Raw genomic sequence first — 23,351 nt, forward strand, 5'->3', positions numbered from 1 at the left:
GTGCCGTTCCGTTGTGCCCACCCGTTCCGCCCCAGCGGAACAACTGCCCACAACGAAACGGCGGCGGCCGCCCGCAACGCCCCCAGCCGGGCCCGGGGTGGGCACCGCCCCAGCGGGACAACTGCCCACAACGAGACGGCGGCGCCCCGGGCGGGGGGTGGGCGCCGTCCCAGCGGGGCGGTGGGCCGCAACGGGGCGGGGGCGCGTCAGTGTGGGGGGTCTGCGTGGGTGGGGGTGCGGCGGAGGAGGTAGGTGGCGGCGGTGGCGACCAGGACCAGCATGCAGGCGATGAAGACCAGGCCCGCGCCCTCCAGGCCGAGGGGGTCGGCGAGCAGGCCGACGCCGATCACGGGGATCGAGATGCCGGTGTACGCGACCACGAACAGGGACGAGATGACGGCGGCCCGCCGGTCGGGCGGGGACGCGGCGGCGACGGCGGAGAGCGAGGCCCGGAAGGCGAGGCCCTGTCCGGTGCCGCCGACGAGGGCGGCGAGGACGATGAAGGCCAGGTGGTCGGTGGCGAGGGCGACCGCGAGCAGGACGAGGCCGGCGAAGAGGACCGCGCAGCCCAGCGGCAGCGAGCGGTCGGCGCCGACGCGCCCGGCGGCGACCTGGCCCGCGGTGGAGGCGAAGAAGGCGAGGGCGACGACGAGGCCGCTGACGGCGTGGTTGTCGACGTGCAGATAGCGGGCGAGGAAGGCGGGGCTGACGGAGGTGAAGACGCCGAAGAGGGCGAAGCCCACGAAGGAGGCGACGGCCGCCGGCACGAACACCGCCCGCACGCGCGCGGGGAGGGCGGGTTTCTGGGGCCGTACGGCGCTGAGGGGCCGGCGGTCCGTCACCGTCTCGGGCAGCCACTGGAGGACGAGGGCGGAGACGCCGACGAGGGCGATGTGGACGGCGAAGGGCAGCAGCAGCGGCTCGGGGGCGTACTCGGCGAGGAGCCCGGCGAGGAGGGGGCCGCAGCCGAGGCCGCCCATGTTGGCGGCGGTGGCGACGAGGGTGGCGCGGGCGGTGCCGCCGGGCGGGGCGAGTTCCAGGACGTACGCGGTGGCGGCGCCGGTGAACAGGCCCGCGGACAGTCCGGACAGCAGCCGGCCCGCGTACAGCCAGCCCAGGGCGTCGGCGCACAGGAAGCAGACGGCGCTGGCCGCCGCGAAGGCGAGGCCCCAGCGGAGGGCGGGGCGCCTGCCGATGGTGTCGGAGGCGTTGCCGGCGAGGAGCAGCACGCCGATGACCCCGAAGGCGTACACGGCGTAGACGACCGTGACGGTGAGTTCGGAGAAGCCGAACTCCTCCTGGTAGAGGGGGTAGAGCGGGGTCGGGAGCGTGGTGCCGGCCATGCACACCACGAACACCGCCCCGCCGAGCAGACAGGGCAGCCACCCGCGTCGATCACCGGCCATACCGGCGACCGTAACCCGCCCGGCGCCGCGGGCCCGGGCAGCACGACGGACCGGCCACACCGTTGTCGTACGCCGGGCCCACGCGCGCGGGGGTCGCACGGGGGTGGGCGTCGTCGTCCGTCAGTGGCCGCCCAGGCCCGGCAGGCAGGTGCCGTCGAGGGTGCGGCCGGAGACCTCGGCGGTGATGGTGGCGGTGTCGGTGATCTCGCCCTTGACGCAGACCTTTCCGTGGCCGCCGGCGACGGACAGGTTCTGGATCGTGGGCCCGCGCTGGGCGCCGACGCGGTACTCGACGTCGTTCGGCCTCAGGTCGAGGGCGGCGGCGACGGCGGCTCGCACCTCGGTCTCCCCGGGCTTTCCGGTCGCCAGCTTCCGCAGGACGGCGCCGAGCCGCTCCGCCCGGCCCCGCGCGCCGGCCCGTTCCGCCTCGGTGAGTTCCGTCTCCTGGCGGTAGGCGTGGTTCTCCCGGTACTTGCTCGCGGGGTCCTGCGGGACGCACGGCGTGCCGGGCGGGAGCTGCGGCTCCTGCGGGCCCGGGCAGAACCGCATCCCTTCTCCGGACGGGGTCGCTCCGGCGCGCGGGTCGGCGGAGGGTTCGGCGCAGCCGGTGACGAGTGCGGCGAGGAGGACGGCGCCGGCGGCGGCGCGGGGCAGGTGTCGGCGCATGCCGCCATCCTGGCCGCCGCTGCCGGCGGGCCGTCGGCCGCCCCCCGGACGTGATCGTTCCGTGTCCGGTCAGGCGGCGCCCGGCGCCCAGAAGTTGTGGATCTCCGCCGTCCGGGGCGGGGGCTGGTCTCCCCAGCCGAGATCGGTGGCGAGGGGCACGACCTTGTCGCCGAACGCCTTCATCTGCGCTTCGCTCGCCCAGACGTCGAAGATCTCCAGGCCGCTGTCGGTGCCCACACACGCGTGGGAGAGGCAGCCGTCGAAGATCCCGGGGATCTCCTGGAGTCTGGCGTTGAGCGTGTCGTACTGGTCGGTGGTGACTCCGTCGAGGACGGCGTGGACGAGGATCGCCATGATCCTTCCTCCTCCTGAGGCGACGGTCCGCCCCTCTCCACCAGCACACCACGCCGGGCCGGGGACGGCACCCGCTCCGGATGCGCTCCGGGTGCCGTGCCGGTATGCCGGAGGGAGCGGTACGCGGAGGAGGACGGTGGCCGGCCATGGCACGCTCGGCGCTCGTGGTGATCGACATGCTGAACACGTACGCGCACGAGGACGCGGAGCGGCTGGTGCCGTCCGTGGCGGCGGCGCTGCCCGCGATCGTGGATCTGCTGCGGCGGGCGCGGGCGGCGGGGGTGCCGGTCGTGTACGCCAACGACAACTTCGGCGAGTGGCGGTCCCACCACGGGGAGATCCTGGACCTGGCGCTCGCGGGCCGCCGTCCGGACCTGGTCGAGCCGGTGCGGCCGGACGAGGAGGCGCTCTTCGTGGTCAAGGCGCGGCACTCGGTGTTCTACGAGACGCCGCTGGCGTATCTGCTCCGCTCGCTGGACGTGACCGAGCTGGTGCTGACCGGGCAGGTCACCGAGCAGTGCGTGCTCTACTCGGCGCTGGACGCGCACATCCGGCATCTGGACGTGACGGTGCCCCGGGACGCGGTCGCCCACATCCACGAGGACCTGGCGCGGGCGGCGCTGCGGATGATCGAGCGGAACATGGGCGGCCGGATCGTCGACGCCGCCGACGTCACGTTCTGACCGCCTCCCGCTCGCTCGCGCTCAGATGCCGAAGCCCAGGAGGGCCACCTCCAGCGGGAGCGCGGGGCGCTCGGGGAGGGCGGGCGGTTCCTCGCCGCGGCCGGTGTGGGTGGGGCGCACCGGGCGCAGTGCGGCGAGGCCGTCGGCGGCCCAGCCGGCCCCGGTGGCGGGGAGGGACAGCGTCATCCTCCGGCCGTCGGGCAGGGTCGTCTCCAGGATGGTCGGGTCGTTCGTCCGCATGGCACCTCGCTCGGGTCGCACGCCGCTTCTGGTGGGGAGGACGGCCGGGCGCCCGGAGGAGTTCCCTCCGGGTCGCCGGGTCGGCCGGCCGTGGGGCGGGGCCGGGGTCAGCCGGCTTCGGGGGCGGGGGCCGTCCTGGCGGGTTCCGGCTGTTCCTCGTGTTCCCGGGCGGCGACGCGGCGGGTGAGGCGGGTGCCGATGCCGAGCTGGGCGGCCGCGGCGGCGACGGCGACGACGAGGCAGCCGAGCCAGAGGGGGGCGGCGCCCCAGGTGTGGATCACCCAGCCGCCGACCAGCGGCGCGACGACGGCGGATCCGGTCCAGGCGACCTGGTAGAGGCCCTGGTAGCGGCCGCGCAGGTGGTCCGGGGAGATGCGGGCGACGAGCGCGAAGCTGGTGGGGGTGTTGCCGATCTCGCCGAGCGTCCACACGATGATGGAGGCGCCGTAGATCCAGGCGGAGTGGCCGAGCAGGAGGACGGAGTAGCCGACGCCGATCAGCGCGGAGGAGCCGGCGAGCACCCAGGACTCGGGGAAGCGCTTGTAGAGCCGGGTGAGCGGGAGTTGGACGGCGACGATCACGATGCCGTTGAGCGCGGCGACCTGTCCGAAGGTGCTCGGCGAGAATCCGTCCTGGCCCATCGCGATGGGCAGTCCGCTCTCGGACTGGAGCAGGATGGTGAGGACGAGGAACTGGGCGGCGACGAAGGCGACGAAGCTCCGGTCGCGCAGGACGGCGCCGAACCCCTCGGCCTCCTCGGCCTCGGTGGGCGCGACGGTCTTGGCGCGGCCGGGCACGCGGGTCGCGATCAGCACGGCGCCGATGAGGGTGGTGGCGCCGTTGAGCCAGAACAGCGCGGTGTAGCCGACGAGGGAGACGAGGCCGACGGAGAGCATCGCGATGGAGTAACCGACGTTGATGGCCCAGAAGTTGAGCGAGTAGGCGCGGACCTGGTCCTTGCCGGGGATGACGTCGGCGATGAGTGCGTTGTGGGCGGGCCGGGTGGCGTTGTTGACCACGCCGACGACGAAGGCGCCGACGAGCAGGGCCCACGGGGAGCGGGCGTAGGCGAGGGCGATCATGCTCACGGCGGTGGCGCCGAGGGCGCCGACGAGGGTGGGCTTGTGGCCGAACCGGTCGCCGAGGGCGCCGCCGAACGGTCCCGCGAGGAGGGAGCCGACGCCGATGCCGGCGACGACGGTGCCGGCGAAGGCCGCGCTGCGGTCCAGCTCCTCGGTGATGTAGAAGGCGAGCAGCGGCATCACGAACCCGCAGGCGCGGTTGACGAGTTGGGCGGTCCAGAGCCACCAGAAGCCGGACGGGAGCCCGCCGAAGGTCGCCGCGAAGGAGGTGCGCGCCCTCGTGAGTGGCCGGAATGGCATGGGTGTCCCTTCGTCGTGACGCCGTCGGACGGGGCGGACGGTACGGGGCCGGGGTTCCGTCGGTCCGAACACCGAATGAATACCGGCCGGGGCGGTTCCGCGAAAGGCCGGAACGCGCCAGGCGCCTCTCGGACAGCCGCGTGAACCGTCCGTGAAGGGGGGTCGCCGGGGCGTCGGGGATCCTTTCCGCGGAAGAGTGCCGGTGTTCTCCCCCGGGCGCTACCTTGTTCTGCGGGCAGAACGCACATGCGACCGCAAGCCTTTGAGAGTTGTCGGCGTGTCGCGCAAACGACGAGGTCAGCGGGGTCTTTCGCTGCGCCGCCTCCGTCCCTATGATCTCTTTCGCGCACCGGTCCCATGCGTGGATGTACCGCGACATATGAGGATCAGTCAGACCGTTCGAACCGCCCGGCCGGCCCTGTTCCGGCACCGGCGGCGCGCAGGACAGTTCTCTGCGTTGTTCCATGCACTTCCGTACCGCTGAACCATGACAGCTGGGAGGCGAAGGGCACGTGATCGACATGGAGCGGGACCCGTGGACGGGGAACGCCGCCGGATGAACCCTCTGACCTACACACCGCGCCTGGTGCGGGCGCTCCCGCCGGTGCACGTGAACGGGCGGACGCTGAAGGCGTACGCGATGTTCGCGGATCCGGAGCGGGCCGGCGAGCTGCCGAAGCCGGAGTGGCTGGAGCGGCACGCGGCCACGGTGCTGAGCGGGCCGCCGGGCGAGGGCGACCATCCGGCAGGTTTCCTGATCCTGCACCACGGGGCCGAAGGAACGTATCTGCTGGTGAGCCAGTGGTACGACGCCGACATGCTGAAGCACTGGGTCCGCGGCGCGGTCGCCGGGGCGGACGGGGACGTGGTCTTCGCTCCCCTGGCCCAGCGGGACCTGATCGCCTGCGTCTGGGAGCTGGAGGTCGTGAAGTTCGAGCGCGACGCCTGGGTGAACACGGTGCTCGCGCGCGGCAGCGTCGACCGGACGGCCGTCGACGCGTATCTGGACACGACGTTCTCGGGGTGGGTGTGAGGGTGACCGCACGGCACGACATCGAGGTCCGGCGGATCGAACCGGACCAGCTGGACGCCCTGCTCGCGCTGTGCGTCGAGCACGCGGAGTACGAGAAGGCGGACTTCGACGACAACGGCCAGGTGGAGCGCTGGCGTTCGGCGTTCTTCGGCGAGCGGCCCGCGGTGTACGGCTGGCTCGCGCTGGACGGCGGGACGCCCTGCGGCTTCATGACCGTGACCGTCGACTTCTCCACCTGGAGCGCCGCCCGGTTCGCCCACATGGACTGCCTGTACCTCCAGGAGGCGTACCGCGGCCTCGGGCTCGGACGGGTCTTCCTGGAGCGGCTGCGGGAGTTCGCGCGGGCCGAGGGGTGCGGCTGGGCCGAGTGGCAGACGCCGCGGGACAACGCGTCGGGCATCGGCTTCTACGCGCGGATGGGCGCCCGGTCCAAGGAGAAGGTCCGATTCACCTACGACGTCGGGATGCGTGACGGCTCGTGACGAAGACGCCCGAACCGAAGGCCCCGCCTGCCCCGCTGCCGCCGTGGTCGGTCGACCCGGCCGACCGGGCCGCTCCGGTGCCCGCGCTCGGCGACCTGGTCCGCGCGGCGGCGGTCAACTGGCCGGACCGCGCGGCCCTGCACGACGGCCGGCTCGGCCTCACCTTCGCCGAACTGGAGGAGCGGGCCGCCACGTTGGCGGCCTGGCTGGCCGGGAACGGCGTGGGCCCGGACGACCGGGTGGCGATCCTGGCCGAGAAGAGCGCGCTGATGCCGGTGCTCGCGATCGCGGTGTGGAAGTGCGGCGCCGTCTACGTGCCCCTCGACGGCACGGCCCCGGAACCGCGGCTGCGCGGGCTGCTGGGCCGGCTCGACGCGCGGATGGCGCTGGCCCTCGACGACCGGGCGCCGGTCGCCGACGGGGTCCGCTGGGCGGGCCGGGCGGAACTGGACGAGGTCCTCGCGGGCCCGGCGCGGGAGTGGCCGACCGTGCCGCACCGGCCCGGCTCCAGCGCGTACATCATCTTCACCTCGGGCTCCACGGGTGAGCCCAAGGGCGTGGAGATCACCGTCGCCAACCTGGTCGCGTACTTCGGGAACCACAACGAGGTGCTCCGGTTCACCCCCGCGTCCCGGGTGTTCAGCCTCTCGCCGTTCCACTTCGACGTGTCGATCGAGGACACGCTGCTGCCGCTGTCGCTCGGCGCGTACGTCCACCAGTTCCGCGGGATGCACGCCGGAGCGGTGATGCGGGCGGTCATCACCCGCGAGCGGATCACCCATCTCATCGCGGTCTCCACGCTGCTGACGATGATCACCGACGGCGGGCGGCACGTCACCCGGGAGAACTTCCCGTGCCTGGAGATGGTGATGACGGGCGCGGAGGTCTGCGACCCCGGCGTCATCAACGTCTGGAAGGACGGCCTGCCCGAGGTCCGGGTGATCAACGTCTACGGGCCGACGGAGGCCACGATCGTCTGCGTCGCCCACGAGATCGTGCGGGTGGACCCGGAGCGGGTCGACGCCTATCCGATCGGGCGGCCCCTGCGCGGGGTGGCGGCGCGCATCGTGGACGACGGGGAGCCGGTCCACGAGCCGGGCCGTGTCGGGGAGTTGTGGATCGGCGGCGAGCAGGTGATGCGCGGCTACCACGGCATGCCGGAGGAGACCGCCCGGCGCGTGGTCGAGGTGGACGGCGTCCGCTACTACCGCACCGGCGACCTCTGCGCGTACGACGGGAACGGCGACATCGTCTTCCGCGGCCGCAACGACGACGAGGTGAAGCTCGCGGGCCGCCGGATCCACCTCGGCGAGATCCGGCAGACCGTGCTGAGCTGCCCCGGTGTCGAGCGGGCGGCGGTCGCGCTGATCCCCCGGCTGGGCCACGACGTCATCGCCCTGGTGGTGATGGCGCCGGACCCGGCGGCGGTGGCGGCCGCGGAGAAGCGGCTCGCCGAGCTGCTGCCCGCGTACATGCTGCCGACCGTCGTCGCCTGGTCGCCCGAGCTCAGCGTCTCCTCGACGGGCAAGACGGACGAGAAGCTGCTCATGGGCCGGCTCGCCGAGGCCGCCCGGGAGGCGGGCGCGACCCGCTTCGCGTTCACCCCGGCCGGGGACGTCGAGCCCGTCGACGGGGACGGCCATGCCTGACACGGAGACGGCGCTCCACCCCGAGTTCGGCCGGCTGGCCGCCGCCCGCCGGATCATGGCGGTACGGGCGTCGACCGGGTCGCTCACGGAGGACCGGGCCAACGCCGAGCGCTGGATCGCCCGCTTCGGCGGCGCCGTCGACCCGGCCGACGGCGCCGCGGTCGAGCGGGGCGCGCACTCGGTCACCGTCCGCCCCCCGCGGGAGGACCCGGACAGCCCCTGGGTCGTGTACATCCACGGCGGCGGGATGGTCTACTACTCGACCGACGTCTTCCAGCCCTTCTTACGCACGCTGGCGGGCACCCTCCGGGCGCCCGTGGAGGCGTTCGACTATCCGAAGGCGCCGGAGCACACCGTCGAGGAGTCGGTGGAGCGGCTGGCGGACCACATCGCCGCCCGGTGCCGGGAGTTGACGGACCGTCCGGTGGTGCTCGCCGGAGACAGCGTCGGCGGGCTGATCGCGCTCTATCTGAGCCTGCGGGTCCTGCCCGGGGCGTTCGCGCGGATCGTGCTCCTCTATCCCGTCCTCGACCTGCGGACCGAGCGGGCGTCCTACCGGGCCTTCGGCGAGGGCCACTTCCTCGACCGGGACGCCATGCGGACCTTCACGTCCTTCCTCGACCCCTTCTTCTCGGCCCGGGACTTCGATCCGATGCGGCTGCCGGAGAGCGATCTGGCGCGGCTGCCGGGCTGTTCGATCGTGACCGCCGGATGCGACGTCCTCCGGGACGAGGGGATCGCCTGGGCGGAGCTGACGGCCGCACGCTCGCCCGGCCTGCGGCACCTCCACTTCCCCGGGCTCCCGCACGACTTCTGCCTGTACGCCGGCCGGCTGGCCTCGGCGGGGAGCGCGGTCGCCGAGATCGCCCGGACCGCCTTTCCTCTTGGTCCTCTCGACGAACGGGGTCGCTCGTGACCGCACACAACGACGCCGCGGTTCCGCCGCCCGCCCTCGGCGATCTGCTGGCCGGTCCGGCCCGCCGGTGGCCGGACCGCGTCGCGATCGACGACGGCAGCGTGCGGCACACCTTCGCCGAGCTCGAACAGGGCGCCCTGAGGATCGCGGCCTGGCTGGAAGGGCAGGGGGTCGGACCGGGCGACCGGGTCGTGGTCCTCACCGAGACCCGCCCTGTCATGCCCATGATCATCTTGGGGATCTGGAAGCGCGGCGCCGTCCACGTCCCCGTCGACGCCGCGGAGCCCGGACCCCGGCTCGACGGACTGCTCGACCGGCTCCGGCCCGCCGCCGTGATCAGCCCCGCCGGCCGGGAGCCGGTGCTCCCCGGCATCCCGATGCTCGACGGCGAGGCGCTGGTCCCGGTCCTCTTCGGTCCCGCCGCCCCGCACACCACCGTGCCCCACGGGCCGGAGGACATCGCGTACATCGTCTTCGCCTCCGGCGCCACCGGAGAGCCGCAGGGCGCCGAGATCACCGCAACCGGCCTGACCGCCCACTTCACCGCCCACAACGAGGTGCTGGGCCTCACGCCCGACTCGCGCGTGCTGAGCCTCTCCCCGTTCCACTTCGACGTGTCCCTCCTGGACACCCTGCTCCCCCTGTCCGTGGGGGCCTTCGTCCACCAGTTCCGCGGCCTCACGGCCGGCGCCGTCCTGCGCTCCACCCTCGCGCGGCAGCGCATCACCCACCTCGTCGCCGTCACCATGCTGCTCGGCCTCGTCACCGACGACGGACGGCACCTCGACCGGGGGAGACTTCCCGACCTGGCCGTGGTGATGACGGGGGCCCAGGTCTGCCCGGCGCACCTCCTGCGCGCCTGGACCCGAGGACTCCCCGGACTACGTCTCGTACAGGCCTTCGGCCCGCCGGAGGCCACCATCTTCGGCCTCACCCACACCGTCCGCGCACAGGACGTCGAGGACACCGGGGCCGACGGCAGCGCGGCGCCCTGCCCGGTCGGCCGGCCCCTGCGGGGCACCCGCGCGAAGCTCGTGCGGGACGGGGCCGAGGTCCACGGACCCGGCGCGGAGGGCGAGCTCTGGATCGGCGGCCCCCAGGTCATGCGCGGCTACTTCGACCAGCCCGAGGAGACCGCCCGGCTGGTCGTCGAGGCCGACGGCACCCGCTGGTTCCGCACCGGGGACGTCTGCGCGTACGACGCCGACGGCGTCCTCGTGCTGCGCCGCCACGCCGACGACCGGATCACCTGGCTGGCGGGCCGCCGCACCCACCTCCACGAGATCGAGCGGGCCGCCCTGAGCTGCCCCGGCGTCGAGCGGGCGACCGCCGCCGTCGTCCGGCGCTCCGGCCGCGACGTCGTCGCCCTCGTCGTCGCCGTGAAGGAGCGGCGCAGGCTCCACGACGTCACCGAGCACCTGCGCGGACTCCTGCCCGCCGCGCTGCGCCCGGCCGTGCTCGTCCGGACCGCACCGGGCCGGGAACCGGACCCGGAGCGGCTGATCCAGGGGCTCACCACGGCGGAACTGAGCCCGTCCTCCCCGTACCACGACATGTCGGCCGATGGCGTCGTCGAGCCCTTCGACGACGCCGACAAGGAGGAGATATGACCACAGCGGTGAACGACCCGGTCAAGGAGAAGGTCGCCGCCTACCTGGAGACGGCGCTGGGCAAACCGGTGGACCTCGCCCCGCTCCCCGACGCCACCCCGCTCAACACCCTGGGCCTGGACTCCCTGCTCACCATCAGCGTCCTCGTCACCCTCCTGGAGGACGCCGGCGTCGACCTGGGCGAGCACGCGGACTCCCTCGTCACCCCCAGCACCCTCGGCGACCTGTACGCGATCGCCGGCCGGTTCCTGGGCGGCCCGGAGGAGCGGCCCGCCGCCGAGACCGCCGCCGCCGAGCCCCGCGAGCAGAACGACCAACTCGCCTACTACCAGGCCAAGCTGGCGTACGAGATCGACTCGGCGGACCTCCGCGACGCCCTCGCGGCCGGCCAGGACCTGGTCGTCGTCGACGGGCGGAGCGACGAGTCGTACGCGGCGGAGCACATCCCCGGCGCGGTGAGCATCCCGCACCGGTCGATCTCCCAGGACTCGCTGGCCGGGCTCTCCCGGGCGCCGCTGTACGTGACGTACTGCGACGGGATCGGCTGCAACGCCTCCACGAAGACGGCGATCAAGCTGGCGACGGCGGGCTTCCGGGTGAAGGAGCTGATCGGCGGCCTCGACTGGTGGAAGCGGGACGGCCACCCGACGGAGGGCCACGCCGCCCCGGAGCACACCCACCACGCCGGCTGCGGGTGCTGACCGCCGCCGGCCCGGAGCCGACCGGCACGACCGTCCGTCCGTCCCTTCCAGAACCGGGGAGCCGACCCGTGAGCACCGAGGAGCACGACGACAGGCCGCTGGACGTGGCGGTGGTGGGCGGCAGCCTCGCCGGCTGCGCCACCGCCGTCCACTTCGCCACCATGGGGTACCGGGTGGCGGTCTTCGAGAAGCGGGCGACGCCCGAGGAGTACCACAAGCAGCTCTGCACCCACTTCGTGCAGCCGCACACGGTGCCGCTGCTCAACGCCCTCGGGCTCGCCCATCTCCGCGAGCCGTCCTGGTCGGTGGCGACCAAGGCCGTGTTCGTGACGCCCGGGGGCGTGGTCGAGACGCCGGGCACCGGATACGACCCCGAGCAGCCGGATTCGTACGCGCTCAACCTGGAACGGCGGGTGCTCGACCCGGCGATCCGGGAGTCGGCGCGACGGCACGGCGTCCGGTTCACCGAGGCCACCTCGGTGGAGGGCGTCGAGGAGGACGCCGACGGCCTGACCGTCGTGCGCACGCGGGGCGGGGCCGGTGAGCGGCGGTACCGGGCCCGGCTCGTGGTGGCGGCGGACGGGCGGCGCTCCCGGCTGGCCGGGCTGCTCGGCAACGAGGCCGAGAGCCGTCCCAACGAACGCGCCGCGCTCTTCGGCTACTTCAGGGGGATCGAGGCACCGGCGGACAACCGCTCGGTCTTCGTGATGAACGAGCAGGACCTGGCGTGCAGTTACCCGCTCGTCGACGGCAGGACCGAGCTGGTGCTCTTCGCGGACAAGGCGCGGGTCGAGGGGTGGCGGGGCGGCTCCGAGGGCCGGATGCAGGAGTTCCTGAAGTACTTCGACGGGCTGGCGGAGGCGCCTTCGGTGGCCGACGCGGTCCCGGAGGGGCCGCTGCTCGGCTACAACGACTATCCGAGCCTCATCCGGCGGCCGGTGGCCGGCTCCGTGCCGTTCGTCGGCGACGCGGCCCTGTCGCTGGACGCGATGAGCGGCGTCGGCTGCGGATTCGCCCTCCTCACCGCGCAGTTGCTGGCCGACTCGTTCGCCGGCCGCGACCTGGACGCGGCCGGGGTCCGCGACGGACTCGACGCCTACCGGCAGGCGTTCGAGAAGAACCTGCTGCCGCACGCCGAGGGGATCTGCGGGGACTCGCTCGTCGGGAAGGACGAGGCCACCCGCAAGCGGATGTTCGAGGCCATCTGCGCGGACCCGGAACTCGCCACGAAGTACCTGGCCCTGACCGGGCGCATGATCATGCCGGCCGAGTTCCAGCGGGCCTTCATGCGCGGTCTGATGGCCCGCGGTTCGGGTGCGCGGAAGTAGCGCCCGCCGATCCCCGTCCCTCACCCCCCACCACCGGGACATCCACCGGAAACCCACCAGGGAAGGACACCGACCGATGCCGCGTGTCGCGTTCACGACGTTCGCGATCCTGAAGAAGCCGTACGGGAACCCCGAGGTCCAGGAGTTCGACGACCTGACGCCGCCGACCTTCGAGGAGGCGGAACGCAGCCCCGGCTTCATCGCCCGGGCCAAGGAGGACCCCGGCCAGAGCCATCTCACCAACTTCCAGCGGGACTGGGGGGCGTGGGGCAAGTTCGAGGTGCCCCGCTTCTACACCGGCGGCCGGACCGACGACACCGACAGCCGGGCCTCCACCCTCTCCCTCTGGACCGACCTGGACTCCGTCCTCGGCTTCGTCTACGCGGGACTGCACCGCTCCACGCTGAGCCGGCGGCACGAGTGGTTCCTGAAGCCGCAGTGGCCCTCGTACGCGGCCTGGTGGGTCTCCGACGACACCGTCCCCACCTGGGCGGACGCCTGCGCCCGCCTGGAGCACCTGCACGACCACGGGCCCTCGCCGTTCGCGTTCTCCTTCCGCTCGCCGTTCGACGCCGACGGCGCCCCGGCGCGGCTGCGCGGCGCCGCCGAGCGACGCGGCTCCTGACGCCGCCCCGCCCGTCCCTTCCCACTCCACCAGGGGGTCCCCTTGATCACGCGCGCCTTCGACCGGTCGGCGATGAGCTGGTCGTACGAGATGAACCTGCAACCCATGCTGTCCGCGACCGACATCGAGGGGCTGCCGTTCGGCTCCGTCTTCGGCAGCGTCCCCGCGCACACCGTCTCGAAGCGCCACGCCCACCAGGACGGCGAGATGTTCATCGTCCTGGCCGGCAGGGCGGTCGTCGTGCTCGGCGACGAGGAGCGCGAGCTGGGGCCGGGAAGCGTCTGCTACCTGTCGCCGTTCGGCTTCCACGAGATCCGCAACGACCACGACGAGCCGTTCGACCTGGTCTCGGTGTACTGGGAGCACATCCCGAGCGCCGTCGCCGTCCTGGACAAGGCTCCCCCGCGCGACCGGCTCGCCGACCGCACCCTGGTGTTCTGCCCGCCGCCCACGCCCAACGGCGGACTCCACCTGGGCCACCTCGCGGGCCCGTACGTCCGCGCCGACCTGCTGGTGCGCGCGCTGCGCAGCACGGGCCGCGACGCCCGGTACGTCACGGGCACCGACGACCACCAGTCGTACGTGGCCGCCGCCGCCCGCCTGAACGGGACGACCCCGGCGGCCGTGGCCACCGCCGAGGGCGACGCCATCGTGGCGACCCTGCGCGCGGCCGGCATCGGCGTCGACCGGCTCACCCGGCCCGCCGGGGACCCGGGGCACGCCGACCGGATCCGGGCGCTGCTCGACCGGGTCGCCGCGTCGCCCGCGGTGCGGGAGGAGGAGCGGCCGACCGCGTACTGCCCGAGCTGCGACCTGTCGCTCCACCAGGCGTTCGCCCGCGGGGCCTGCGCGCACTGCGCGGCCGCCAGCGACGGGGAGATCTGCGAGGCGTGCGGGCGGCCCAACGAGGCCCGGGAGCTGACCGGTGTCCGGTGCCGGATCTGCGGCACGGCGGCCGTCACCCGCCCGGAGCGGGCGCTCTGGCTCGATCTGAACGCCTACGCGGACGAGCTGCGGGAGTACCTGCGGGTGACGGCCGCCGCCCCCGACCTGCGGATCCTGGTCGAGCGGCTGCTCGACGAGGGGCTCCCGCCCTACCGGCTCGCCCGGACCGCCGAGTGGGGCGTCGACCTCGGCGAGGGCCGGGCGCTCGACGCCTGGGCGGACCTCGCCCTCACCTTCCTCGACGCGGCCGCGGCCGAGGCCGAGCAGGGCGGGCCGGCCCGGATCGCGCTCTTCCTCGGCTACGACAACAGCTTCTACTACGCGGTGCTGCTGCCGGTGCTGGCCTTCGCGGCCGGGCTCGGCGAGCACCTCCCGGCGGCGTTCGTCACCAACCAGTTCCTGCACCTGGGCGACGAGAAGTTCTCCACCAGCCGGGGCCACGCCGTCTGGGCCGACGACGCGCTCGCCGCGTCGGGACCGGACGCGGTGCGGCTCGCGCTGCTGCGGGACGCCCCGGAGGGCCGCGTCACCCGGATCACCGAGGAGCGCGCCGGCCGGCTGACCGAGGACCCGCTGTACCTCGCGGCGCACGCCTGGCTCGACGGCTTCGCGGAGCTGGACGCCAAGGGCGACGGCGTGGTGCCGGGGACGGGCGCCTGGACGGACGCGCACCGCGAGTTCTACCGGTACCTGAACCTGGCGACCCGTCAACTCGACGGCCTGGTCCTGCCGGAGGCGTTCAGCGCGCGCGGCTACGTCGAGCTGCTGGAATCCTTCGTGGGGCGCTGCGCCGAGTTCCGGGCGACGGAGCGGGTGGCCCGGCAGGTCCCGTCCCTCGCGGAGGAGGCCCGGACCAGCCTGGCGCTGGAGTACCTGGCGGCCAAGGTGTTCGCCGCGCTGGCCTGGCCGGTCACGCCGGGGCTCGCCGAGCGGGTCTGGGCGTGGCTGGGCCTGCCGGGCGAGCCGGTCCGCGAGGCCGACTGGTCCTTCCTGCCCTCCGGCACCCGGTGCGCGGCGCCCGCGCCCGCCCGCGCGGCGGCGGCCGTCCCCGCCGCGAGCGGGCGATCGTGAGCGACGCCGACCCGACCGGTCCCGCCGGCCGCGGGGAGCTTCCCGCCGTGGCGGACGTCGTGGTGGTGGGCGCCGGGATCACCGGCGCCGCCGTCGCGCACCACCTGGCCCGCCGGGGCGCGACCGTCGTCGTCCTGGAGCAGGCGCCCCGCCCGGGCGCCGCCGGGGCGACCGGCTCCTCCGGCGGCATGGTCCGCGCCTACGACCCCGATCCGGCGATCGCCCCGCTGGCCGTGGCCGGTCTGGCCGCCTACCGGGACCCGGGGCGCTGGGCGTCGGGGCGGGCCCCGCTGCGTACGGTCGGCGCGGTGACCGTCGCCGACCCCGGCCGGGAGGCCGCCCTGCGGGCGGCCGCGGAGCGGATCAACGCGGCCCTCGGCACCTCGGCGCACGTGGTGGCGGGGCCCGCCGAGGCGGCGGGCGTCGGCCTGGCCGGCGGGATCGCGCTGGTCGAGCCGGAGGCCGGCTGGGTCGCCCCGGCGGAGGTCACGGCGGACTGGCTGGAGCAGGCGCGCGCCGACGGCGCCGTCGTCCGCTGCGGGCTGCCGGTGCGGGCCGTGGAGGCGCGCGGCGGTCGCCCGGCGGTGGTCACCGGCGCGGGCACGGTCCTGGCCGGGGCCGTCGTGTCGGCGGTCGGGCCGTGGGCGGCCGACCCGGCGCCCGGGCTGCGGCCGGCCGCGCCGGTCCGCTCCCGGTCGATCCAGGTCGGGGTGGTCGGGCGCGGCCCGGACGTGCCGGCCCACGCGACCTTCGTCGACCTGCGGACCGGTCTGTACGCCAAGCCGATCGGCGCGGACCGGACGCTGATCGGCATGCCGCACCTCGTCTGGGACGCGCCGGTCGGCGCGCCGCCGGACCCCGGGCACGCGCGGGCGACCGTCGCCGCGCTCACCGCCCACTTCCCGTGGCTCGCGTCGGCGCCGTACCTCGACACGATCCGCGCGGCCGACGCCTATGGCGCACCGGACGGCGACGGCCCGGCGTCCGGGCTGCTCACGGGGACCTGCGTGCCGCGCGTCTGGGCGGTCCGGGGCTGGAACGGCGGTGGCGTCAAGACGGCGCCGGAGGCCGGCCGCCGCATCGCCGACGCGGTCCTGACCGGCGCCTGACCCGGCGTCCGTCCCGACGCGCCGCCACCCGGCGCACCCCGCTGCACGACTCCTATCCGTTCTCGTCAAGGGGGAACTGTGATCCGCTGCCACGACGTGCTCGGCATCGGCTTCGGGCCGGCCAACCTGGCCCTGGCCATCGCTCTGGAAGAAGAGGGGCACGACCTGGACATCCGCTTCCTGGAGGCCCGTCCGGGGCCGTCCTGGCAGAGCGCGATGATGCTCGACGGCTCGGACATCCAGAACCACCCGGTGCGCGACCTGGTGTCGCTGCGCAATCCGCGCAGCCGGTACTCCTTCATCAACTACCTCTTCGAGAACGGGCGGTTGCTCGACCACCTCAACCTCCCGATGGAGTTCCCGCTGCGCAAGGAGTACGCGCAGTACGTGACCTGGGCGGCGGGCCACTTCGACCGGCTCGTCGACTACGACACCCACGTCACCGGCGTCACGCTCGGCCGGGACGCCGAGGGCGGGCCCCGCTACACGGTCACGACCTCCGCCGGGGAGACGCTCCGGGCGCGGGCCCTGGTCGTCGGCACCGGGCGCGCCCCGTACGTCCCGGAGCCCTTCGACGCGGTCGACTCGCCGCGCGTCTTCCATCTGACGCGGTACCTGCCGGCCCTGCGGGAGCTGGAGGAGGCGGGGGTGGTGCCGCGCCGGGTGACCGTGGTCGGCGGCAGCCAGAGCGCGGTGGAGCTGACCCTGGACCTGGCCCGGCGCTATCCGCGGGCCGAAGTGACCACGCTCGTGAGGTCGCTGACGCTCCGTGAGAAGGACACCAGCCCGTTCAGCGAGGAGGGGTACTTCCCCGGCTTCACCGACTACTACTACGGGGCCTCGCGGGAGCGGAAGGACGCCATCGACCGGTTCATGCGGCTGACGAACTACTCGTCCGCCGACGGCGACGTGCTGCGCGAGCTGTACCGGCTGATCTACGAGCAGCGGCTCGACGGCGAGCAGCGGGTGTTCGTCAGCGGCAGCCGCCAGGTGCGGTCCCTGGAGGTGGGCGAGGACGGCGTCCGGATGAGCGTGGACGAGCTGAACACCGGAGAGTCCGAGGTGCACGAGGCGGACTTCGTCGTGCTCGCCACCGGGTTCCGCGACCTCGGCCCGGCCGCCCACCAGGAGCGGGTCCCGGCGCTGATGCGCGGGGTGGCGGAGGAGTTCGCCTTCGACGCCCACGGCCATCTGGCGGTCGGGCAGGACTACGAGGTGCGGCCGGTGGAGCCGGGGACGCCGCCGCTCTTCCTGAACGGCCTGTGCGAGTCCAGCCACGGCATCGGCGACGCCGGTTCGTTCAGCCTGCTGTCGCTGCGGGCCAAGGTCATCGCGGAGAGCCTCCGGAAGCGCCTCCCGTGACGGAGCCTCCGGACGCCCCGGGGACGGCGACCGGCGACCGGGCGGCGGCGACGCGGCCCGGGCGGGCGATCGCCGGCCGGGTGGCCGGCGGGGTGCTCGGTGCCGGGCTGCTGGTCATGCCGCCGGTCGTCACGGCCCTGGCGGGCGGGGCCGGTCTCCTCGTCTGGGCGGCGCACGTCCTGCTGGGCGGCGCGGTGGCCCTGGTGCTGGCCGAGCTGGTCCGTGCGCGGCTCGGCCCGGTCTCCCTCGCGGGGGCGGTGGGGGCGCTGCTCGGCACCTGGGCGGAGCGGACGGTGGACGGCGTCTTCGCCGTCGCCTTCACCGCCGGGCAGGCCGCGATCGCCTGGTTCGCCGCGACCGCGCTGCTGACCGCCGCCGACGGTGCGCCGCCGGCGGCGGGGGCGGACGGGCTGCCGCTCGCCCTCGGGGTGCTCGCCGTGGGCGTGGCAGGGGCGCTCGCCCCGTCGGCGCCGCCGGCGGCGCGGCTGCGGTGGCGTCCGTGGGCGGCCGGGGTCCTGGCGCTGGCGTGCGCCGTCTGGTTCTGGCCGGCCGATCCGGGTCCGGGGACGGCACTGGCGCCGTCCGGGTTCTCGGAGCCGGGCGCGCTGTGGCTGGCGCTCGCGGCGCTGTTCTTCGCCGGGGTCGGCTGGGAGGCCGTCACCGGGGCAGTCCCGGCGGTCGGGGCCGGGCCGCGGCGCACGGCCGCCGGTGTGCTCCTGGGGGCGGCGTGCGTGGCGGTCGCCTGTCTGGGTCTGGCGGCGGTCCAGGGGCGGGGCGCCGGTGCCCCGGTCGCGGCGCCGGCGCGCTGGGCGCTCGCCGTGGCCACGGCCGTCGTCCTGACCTCGTACGTCCTCACCAACGTCCGCACGGCCGCCCGGATCGCGGCGCGGCTGCGCCCCGGCGGGGCCGCCGGCCGGAAGCCCGCCCCGCCACTGGTCCTGGCCGTCGGCGCGGCGTGCTGCGCCTTCGCCTGGGCGGGGGCGCGGGACGGCGGCGTACCCCTGCTGCTGCTCGGCCCCGCCGCCGCGGCGCTGGTCGGGTACGCGCTGGGCGCCGTCGCGGCCGTACGTCACGGCGGGCCGCTGCTGCGGTCCGCCGGGGCGCTGCTGCTGGCCGTGCTCGTGGGCCTGGCGGTGCTCGCCGTTCCGTTCCTGTCCGGTGCCTGAGCGGGCCGGGCCGTTCCTCCGTACCTTTCCACCCCCCTCTCCGAGGAGACCCCTCATGAACGCCTCCCGCCTCGAATCCGAGGTCCGCAGTTACAGCCGGAACTGGCCCGTGGTCTTCGACCGGGCGCGCGGCAGCCGGCTCACCGACCGTGACGGCCGCGTCTATCTGGACTTCTTCGCGGGCGCGAGCGCCCTCAACTACGGCCACAACCATCCCGTGTTGAAGCGGGCGCTGCTCGACTACCTGGAGCGGGACGGGATCACGCACAGCCTGGACATGCTGACGGAGGCGAAGGAGGACTTCCTCCGCGAGTTCGGGGCGCGGGTGCTGGGTCCCCGACGGCTCGACTACCGGGTGCAGTTCCCCGGCCCGACCGGCACCAACAGCGTGGAGGCCGCGCTGAAGCTGGCCCGGAAGGTGACGGGGCGGCACACGGTCGTCGCCTTCACCGGCGCCTTCCACGGCATGTCGCTGGGCTCGCTCGCGGTCACCGGGAACGCGTCCAAGCGCGGCGGTGCCGGGGTGCCGCTCGGGCACACCTGGCGGCTGCCGTACGACGGCTTCGCCGGGGGCGAGGTGTCCGGTCTGAAGCTGCTGGACAGCATGCTCGACGACCGCAGCAGCGGCCTGGACCTGCCGGCCGCCGTCATCGTGGAGACGGTGCAGGGCGAGGGCGGCGTGAACCCGGCCGGGCACACGTGGCTGGCGGACCTGGCGGAGCTGTGCGACCGGCGGGGCATCCTGCTGGTCGTGGACGACATCCAGATGGGCTGCGGGCGGACCGGGCCGTTCTTCAGCTTCGAGGCCGCCGGGATCACCCCGGACATCGTGTGCCTCTCCAAGTCGCTGAGCGGGTACGGGCTGCCGATGGCGCTGACGCTCTTCCGCACGGAGCTGGACGTCTGGCAGCCGGGCGAGCACAACGGCACCTTCCGCGGCAACAACCCGGCCTTCGTGACGGCGGCGGCGGCGCTGCGGGAGTTCTGGGCGGACAGCGCGCTGGAGAAGCAGACCGAGGTGCGGGGCGCGCTCTTCGAGGAGCGGCTCGGCGACCTCGCCGGGAGGTACCCGGCGCACGTGTCCGCCCGGCGCGGGCGCGGCCTGGCGTGGGGCCTGGCCTTCCGGGAGTCGGACGCGGCCCGGCGGGTCGCCGAGGCGGCGTTCGCCCGCGGTCTGCTCGTGGAGACCTCGGGCTCCGACGACGAGGTGGTGAAGCTGCTGCCGCCACTCACCGCCACCGACGAGGAACTGGCCGAGGGCCTCGGCGTCCTGGCGGAGTCGGTGGCCGCGACCGTGGGCGGCTGAGCCTCCCGGCCGGTGCCGTCACGGCGCCACGGCCGCGACCGCCTCGCCGTCGGGGGCGCGGCCGGGCACGGCCTCGCCGGCCGGGCCGCGTTCGGTGAACCAGTGGGTGCGGACGGCGTCCGTGGGCCGCTGGTCGCCGAGCGCGTCCAGGCCCCAGAGCGCCAGGGCCTGGACGACCGGGCGCAGTTCGGCGCCGCGGGGGGTGAGCTGGTAGACGGTCGCGTTGGCGGGCCGTTCCAGGCGGCGGCGCTCGACCAGCTCCTCGCCCTCCAGCTGCTTGAGCCGGCTGGCGAGGATGTCGGTGGAGACGCCCGGGAGGTCGGCGTGGAGGTCGGTGTACCGCCGCGGGCCGTTCAGGAGCTCCCGGACGATCAGCAGACTCCAGCGCTCCCCCACCGCGTCCAGGGCTCGGGCGACGGCGCAGTACTGGTCGTAGCTTCGGCGTGGCATGGTGGCCAGCATAGCCAAAAGGTTGGACTTTCCAAGTGGGTACTTGGTAGAACGAAGCAGCCACAGCGGCGCGGATGACGGTGACAGTGACGGTCGGGAGGCCGCAGATGACGTTTCGACAGTCCAGCAAGTTGAAGGACGTGTGCTACGAGATCCGTGGCCCGGTCGTCGACCAGGCCAACGCCCTCGAGGAGGCGGGTCACAGCGTCCTGCGGCTGAACACGGGCAATCCGGCGCCGTTCGGCTTCGAGGTGCCGGAGGAGATCCTCCAGGACATCATCCGCAACCTGCCCAACGCGCACGGCTACAGCGACTCCCGCGGCATCCTGCCGGCCCGGCGCGCGGTGATGCAGTACTACCAGCAGCGCGGCGTCACGGGCGTGACCGTCGACGACGTCTACCTGGGCAACGGCGCCTCCGAGCTGATCCAGATGGCCGTGCAGGCGCTGGTCGACGACGGCGACGAGGTCCTGGTGCCGATGCCCGACTACCCGCTGTGGACCGCGGTGGTGCGGTTCGCCGGCGGCCGGCCCGTGCACTACCTGTGCGACGAGGAGGCGGACTGGTTCCCCGACCTCGACGACATCGCGTCGAAGATCACCGACCGCACCAAGGCCATCGTCGTCATCAACCCCAACAACCCGACGGGCGCGGTCTATTCGAAGGAGCTCCTGGACGGCATCCTCGACCTCGCCCGCCGCCACGGCCTGATGGTGCTGGCCGACGAGATCTACGACAAGATCCTCTACGACGACGCCGAGCACCACTGCCTGGCCGCGCTGAGCGACGACGTGCTGACCCTCACCTTCAACGGCCTCTCCAAGTCCTACCGGGTGGCCGGCTTCCGCAGCGGCTGGCTGGTCGTGTCCGGCCCCAAGGGGCAGGCCACGGACTACCTGGAGGGCCTGACCATGCTGGCCGGCATGCGCCTGTGCCCCAACGTGCCGGCACAGTACGCCGTCCAGGCCGCGCTCGGCGGCCATCAGTCGATCCACGACCTGACGCTGCCGAACGGCCGGCTCACCGAGCAGCGCGACGTGGCCTGGCGGGCGCTGAACGAGATCCCGGGCGTGAGCTGCGTCAAGCCCAAGGGCGCCCTGTACGCCTTCGCCAAGCTCGACCCGGCGGTGCACAAGATCGTCGACGACGAGCGGCTCGTCCTCGACCTGCTGCTGCGCGAGAAGATCCACATCGTCCAGGGCACCGGCTTCAACTGGCCCCGCCCGGACCACTTCCGCTTCGTCACGCTGCCGCGCGCCGACGACCTGGAGACCGCGATCAGCCGCATCGGCCGCTTCCTCTCCACCTACCGCCAGTAGTCCCCGACGTGGCCACCGAACGCGGATTTCCGGCCAATCCCGCGTACGGGTCCACGAATTGACGTATCGACAGACCGAGCGCCAGACGGCCGGGCAAGCTGGATCTTCCACGACCGTGCATCCGCATCCACCGGAGGAGCTCCGTTGAACCGTCAGAGCCAACGCCCGCCCGCCGTGATCGTCATGAGCGACCTGGCGGCCCTCGCCCGCCAGCACCGCCTGATCACCGACATCGCGGAGCGCGGGCTGGCGCCGCTGGTCGTCGTCGGCCCCACCACCGACCTGGCGAAGCTGACCGGACACATCGAGGACCCGGCCCACCCGCTGTCGCGGATCCGGGCCGTCCGCCAGTTCCCGGACGCCGTGATCGCCGGTGTCCTGGCGTCCGTGCAGGACTGGATCGCCGACTACGACATCCGCGGGGTGATCTGCAGCGGCGAGGTCTTCGTCGACCCGTGCGGCGTGCTCTCCGACGCGCTCGGCCTGCCGGGCCCGGGCGCCTGGGCGGCCCGGGTCTGCCGCGACAAGGTCATGCAGCGCGTCGTCCTGCGCGACCACGGCCCCGGCTGGCGGGCCTTCGCCCCCCACCAGCGGGAGTCCGCGGCCGCCGACGCGTACCCCGCCGTCGTCAAGCCGGCCGGCCGGATGTTCAGCTCGGGCGTCGTCCGGGTCGAGAACGACGAGGAGCTGCGGGCCGCGCTCACCGCCTACGAGCCGGACGAGACGATCCTCGTCGAGGAGCTGGTCACCGGTCCCGAGTTCTCCGTCGAGGCCCTCGTCCACCGCGGCGAACTCCTGTGGAGCGGCGTCACCGCCAAGCTCACCAACGAGGACGACAGCCGCTTCTTCACCGAGATCGGCCACACCAGCCCCGCGGACCTGCCGCTCGCCCACTCGGACGCGCTCGTCGCCGCCAACGCCGCGATCCTCAAGGCGCTGCGCTTCGACAGCGGCATCACCCACGCCGAGTTCCGGCTGCGCGACGGCCAGCCCGTCCTCATGGAGATCGCCGCCCGGCTCCCCGGCGACGCCATCACCATGATGTGGCACCTCGCCACCGGCCGCCCCATCGAGCCGGCCATCGTCGACCTCGCCCTCGGCGTGCGCCCCGACTACCCGACGCCCACCCGCCGGGCCGTGCAGCGCTTCGTCGAGCACACCCCCGGCCGGCTGACGGACGTCCGCTACGAGGGCGAGCCGGTCTCCTGGATCGCCGACGACGCCGTCTGGCCCCTCGTCGAGGCCACCACCCCCGACGCGCCCGCCCGCTGCGCCTCGGTCATGGTCGGCCTCCCCCGCGGCTCCCGCCTCGGCGCCCTCCACGACTCGTCCGGCCGCTCGGCCTACGTCGTCGCGGACCTGCCCTGGGACGCCGACCCGGTCACGGCGGTCCGCGCCTACACGGACCGCGTCGAGCTGACCATCGAGGCCGACCCGGCCTGACCCGCCCCCGGCCCCCCCCCCCCCCGGGGGGGCCCGCCCCCCCCCCCCCCCCCGCCCCGCCCCGCCCCGGGCGCGCCCCCCGCCGCCGCCCCGCCCCCCGGGGGC

Annotated in this window: 21 protein-coding genes and 1 pseudogene; 16 read left to right on the forward strand and 6 right to left on the reverse strand. The window is 74.2% G+C overall.

From position 1 onward, the window contains the following. Positions 1–206: 206 nt before the first annotated feature. From ACFW1I_RS31635 to ACFW1I_RS31645, 3 genes are all read right to left on the reverse strand, one after another. Positions 207–1,406, reverse strand: a complete 1,200-nt coding sequence (locus ACFW1I_RS31635) for an MFS transporter (protein WP_384676370.1) — start codon at positions 1,404–1,406, stop codon at positions 207–209. A gap of 120 nt (positions 1,407–1,526) precedes the next feature. Continuing rightward, positions 1,527–2,072: a precorrin-3B C(17)-methyltransferase gene (locus ACFW1I_RS31640; RefSeq protein WP_384676372.1), complete on the reverse strand. Its 546-nt coding sequence runs from the start codon at positions 2,070–2,072 to the stop codon at positions 1,527–1,529. Between the two features lie 69 nt (positions 2,073–2,141). Next, positions 2,142–2,426 (reverse strand): hypothetical protein, encoded by a 285-nt coding sequence (locus ACFW1I_RS31645; protein WP_384676374.1) that lies wholly within the window; start codon positions 2,424–2,426, stop codon positions 2,142–2,144. Between the two features lie 146 nt (positions 2,427–2,572). Here ACFW1I_RS31645 and ACFW1I_RS31650 point away from each other — a divergent pair, with 146 nt between their 5' ends. Continuing rightward, positions 2,573–3,109 carry an isochorismatase family cysteine hydrolase gene (locus ACFW1I_RS31650; protein ID WP_384676376.1) on the forward strand — a complete coding sequence of 179 codons (537 nt, stop codon included), beginning with the start codon at positions 2,573–2,575 and terminating at the stop codon, positions 3,107–3,109. A gap of 21 nt (positions 3,110–3,130) precedes the next feature. Here the strand turns inward: ACFW1I_RS31650 and ACFW1I_RS31655 are convergent, their stop codons facing one another. After that, entirely contained in the window at positions 3,131–3,349 is a 219-nt protein-coding gene (locus ACFW1I_RS31655; RefSeq protein ID WP_384676378.1) for a hypothetical protein, read from the reverse strand. A 107-nt stretch (positions 3,350–3,456) separates the two neighbouring features. Next, positions 3,457–4,731 (reverse strand): MDR family MFS transporter, encoded by a 1,275-nt coding sequence (locus ACFW1I_RS31660; protein ID WP_384676380.1) that lies wholly within the window; start codon positions 4,729–4,731, stop codon positions 3,457–3,459. Between the two features lie 556 nt (positions 4,732–5,287). Between ACFW1I_RS31660 and ACFW1I_RS31665 the strand changes: the two genes are divergently transcribed. The 13 genes from ACFW1I_RS31665 to ectB all read left to right on the forward strand — a co-directional run bounded on the left by ACFW1I_RS31665 (position 5,288) and on the right by ectB (position 20,034). Beyond that, entirely contained in the window at positions 5,288–5,764 is a 477-nt protein-coding gene (locus tag ACFW1I_RS31665; RefSeq protein WP_384676382.1) for a hypothetical protein, read from the forward strand. Positions 5,765–5,766: 2 nt separating this feature from the next. Beyond that, positions 5,767–6,246 carry a GNAT family N-acetyltransferase gene (locus tag ACFW1I_RS31670; protein WP_384676383.1) on the forward strand — a complete coding sequence of 160 codons (480 nt, stop codon included), beginning with the start codon at positions 5,767–5,769 and terminating at the stop codon, positions 6,244–6,246. Then, positions 6,243–7,895: an amino acid adenylation domain-containing protein gene (locus ACFW1I_RS31675; RefSeq protein WP_384676386.1), complete on the forward strand. Its 1,653-nt coding sequence runs from the start codon at positions 6,243–6,245 to the stop codon at positions 7,893–7,895. The genes ACFW1I_RS31670 and ACFW1I_RS31675 overlap by 4 nt, the downstream gene beginning before the upstream one ends. Next, positions 7,888–8,811, forward strand: a complete 924-nt coding sequence (locus ACFW1I_RS31680; protein WP_384676388.1) for an alpha/beta fold hydrolase — start codon at positions 7,888–7,890, stop codon at positions 8,809–8,811. Before ACFW1I_RS31675 ends, ACFW1I_RS31680 begins: the two co-directional genes overlap by 8 nt. Further along, on the forward strand, positions 8,808–10,421 hold the full coding sequence (locus ACFW1I_RS31685) for an AMP-binding protein (protein ID WP_384676389.1): 1,614 nt from the start codon (positions 8,808–8,810) through the stop codon (positions 10,419–10,421). The genes ACFW1I_RS31680 and ACFW1I_RS31685 overlap by 4 nt, the downstream gene beginning before the upstream one ends. Then, positions 10,418–11,122 carry a rhodanese-like domain-containing protein gene (locus ACFW1I_RS31690; protein WP_384676392.1) on the forward strand — a complete coding sequence of 235 codons (705 nt, stop codon included), beginning with the start codon at positions 10,418–10,420 and terminating at the stop codon, positions 11,120–11,122. Before ACFW1I_RS31685 ends, ACFW1I_RS31690 begins: the two co-directional genes overlap by 4 nt. 68 nt (positions 11,123–11,190) lie before the next feature. Further along, positions 11,191–12,450, forward strand: a complete 1,260-nt coding sequence (locus ACFW1I_RS31695; RefSeq protein ID WP_384676393.1) for an NAD(P)/FAD-dependent oxidoreductase — start codon at positions 11,191–11,193, stop codon at positions 12,448–12,450. 76 nt (positions 12,451–12,526) lie between these two features. Further along, positions 12,527–13,075, forward strand: coding sequence for a DUF3291 domain-containing protein (locus ACFW1I_RS31700; protein ID WP_384676395.1), 549 nt, complete (start codon positions 12,527–12,529; stop codon positions 13,073–13,075). 42 nt (positions 13,076–13,117) lie between these two features. Then, complete coding sequence (locus ACFW1I_RS31705) at positions 13,118–15,091, forward strand: class I tRNA ligase family protein (protein ID WP_384676397.1); 1,974 nt, start codon at positions 13,118–13,120, stop codon at positions 15,089–15,091. Then, on the forward strand, positions 15,088–16,200 hold the full coding sequence (locus tag ACFW1I_RS31710; protein ID WP_384676399.1) for an NAD(P)/FAD-dependent oxidoreductase: 1,113 nt from the start codon (positions 15,088–15,090) through the stop codon (positions 16,198–16,200). Before ACFW1I_RS31705 ends, ACFW1I_RS31710 begins: the two co-directional genes overlap by 4 nt. A 78-nt stretch (positions 16,201–16,278) precedes the next feature. Continuing rightward, positions 16,279–17,562: a lysine N(6)-hydroxylase/L-ornithine N(5)-oxygenase family protein gene (locus ACFW1I_RS31715; RefSeq protein ID WP_384676401.1), complete on the forward strand. Its 1,284-nt coding sequence runs from the start codon at positions 16,279–16,281 to the stop codon at positions 17,560–17,562. Then, the gene (locus tag ACFW1I_RS31720; protein WP_384676403.1) at positions 17,559–18,728 is read left to right on the forward strand and encodes an amino acid:polyamine antiporter; all 1,170 of its coding nucleotides are present in this window, start codon (positions 17,559–17,561) and stop codon (positions 18,726–18,728) included. The genes ACFW1I_RS31715 and ACFW1I_RS31720 overlap by 4 nt, the downstream gene beginning before the upstream one ends. 55 nt (positions 18,729–18,783) lie before the next feature. Further along, on the forward strand, positions 18,784–20,034 hold the full coding sequence (gene ectB / locus ACFW1I_RS31725; protein ID WP_384676404.1) for a diaminobutyrate--2-oxoglutarate transaminase: 1,251 nt from the start codon (positions 18,784–18,786) through the stop codon (positions 20,032–20,034). Between the two features lie 27 nt (positions 20,035–20,061). Here the strand turns inward: ectB and ACFW1I_RS31730 are convergent. Then, positions 20,062–20,484, reverse strand: a pseudogene (locus ACFW1I_RS31730) (winged helix-turn-helix transcriptional regulator); the annotation flags it as partial. A gap of 107 nt (positions 20,485–20,591) precedes the next feature. Here ACFW1I_RS31730 and ACFW1I_RS31735 point away from each other — a divergent pair. Continuing rightward, positions 20,592–21,803: a pyridoxal phosphate-dependent aminotransferase gene (locus ACFW1I_RS31735; protein WP_384676406.1), complete on the forward strand. Its 1,212-nt coding sequence runs from the start codon at positions 20,592–20,594 to the stop codon at positions 21,801–21,803. Between the two features lie 144 nt (positions 21,804–21,947). Then, positions 21,948–23,246: an acetyl-CoA carboxylase biotin carboxylase subunit family protein gene (locus tag ACFW1I_RS31740; RefSeq protein WP_384676408.1), complete on the forward strand. Its 1,299-nt coding sequence runs from the start codon at positions 21,948–21,950 to the stop codon at positions 23,244–23,246. Positions 23,247–23,351: the final 105 nt, after the last annotated feature.

Origin of the sequence: Streptomyces sp. NPDC058955 (genome assembly GCF_042741435.1) — a bacterium.
Lineage (GTDB): Bacteria > Actinomycetota > Actinomycetes > Streptomycetales > Streptomycetaceae > Streptomyces.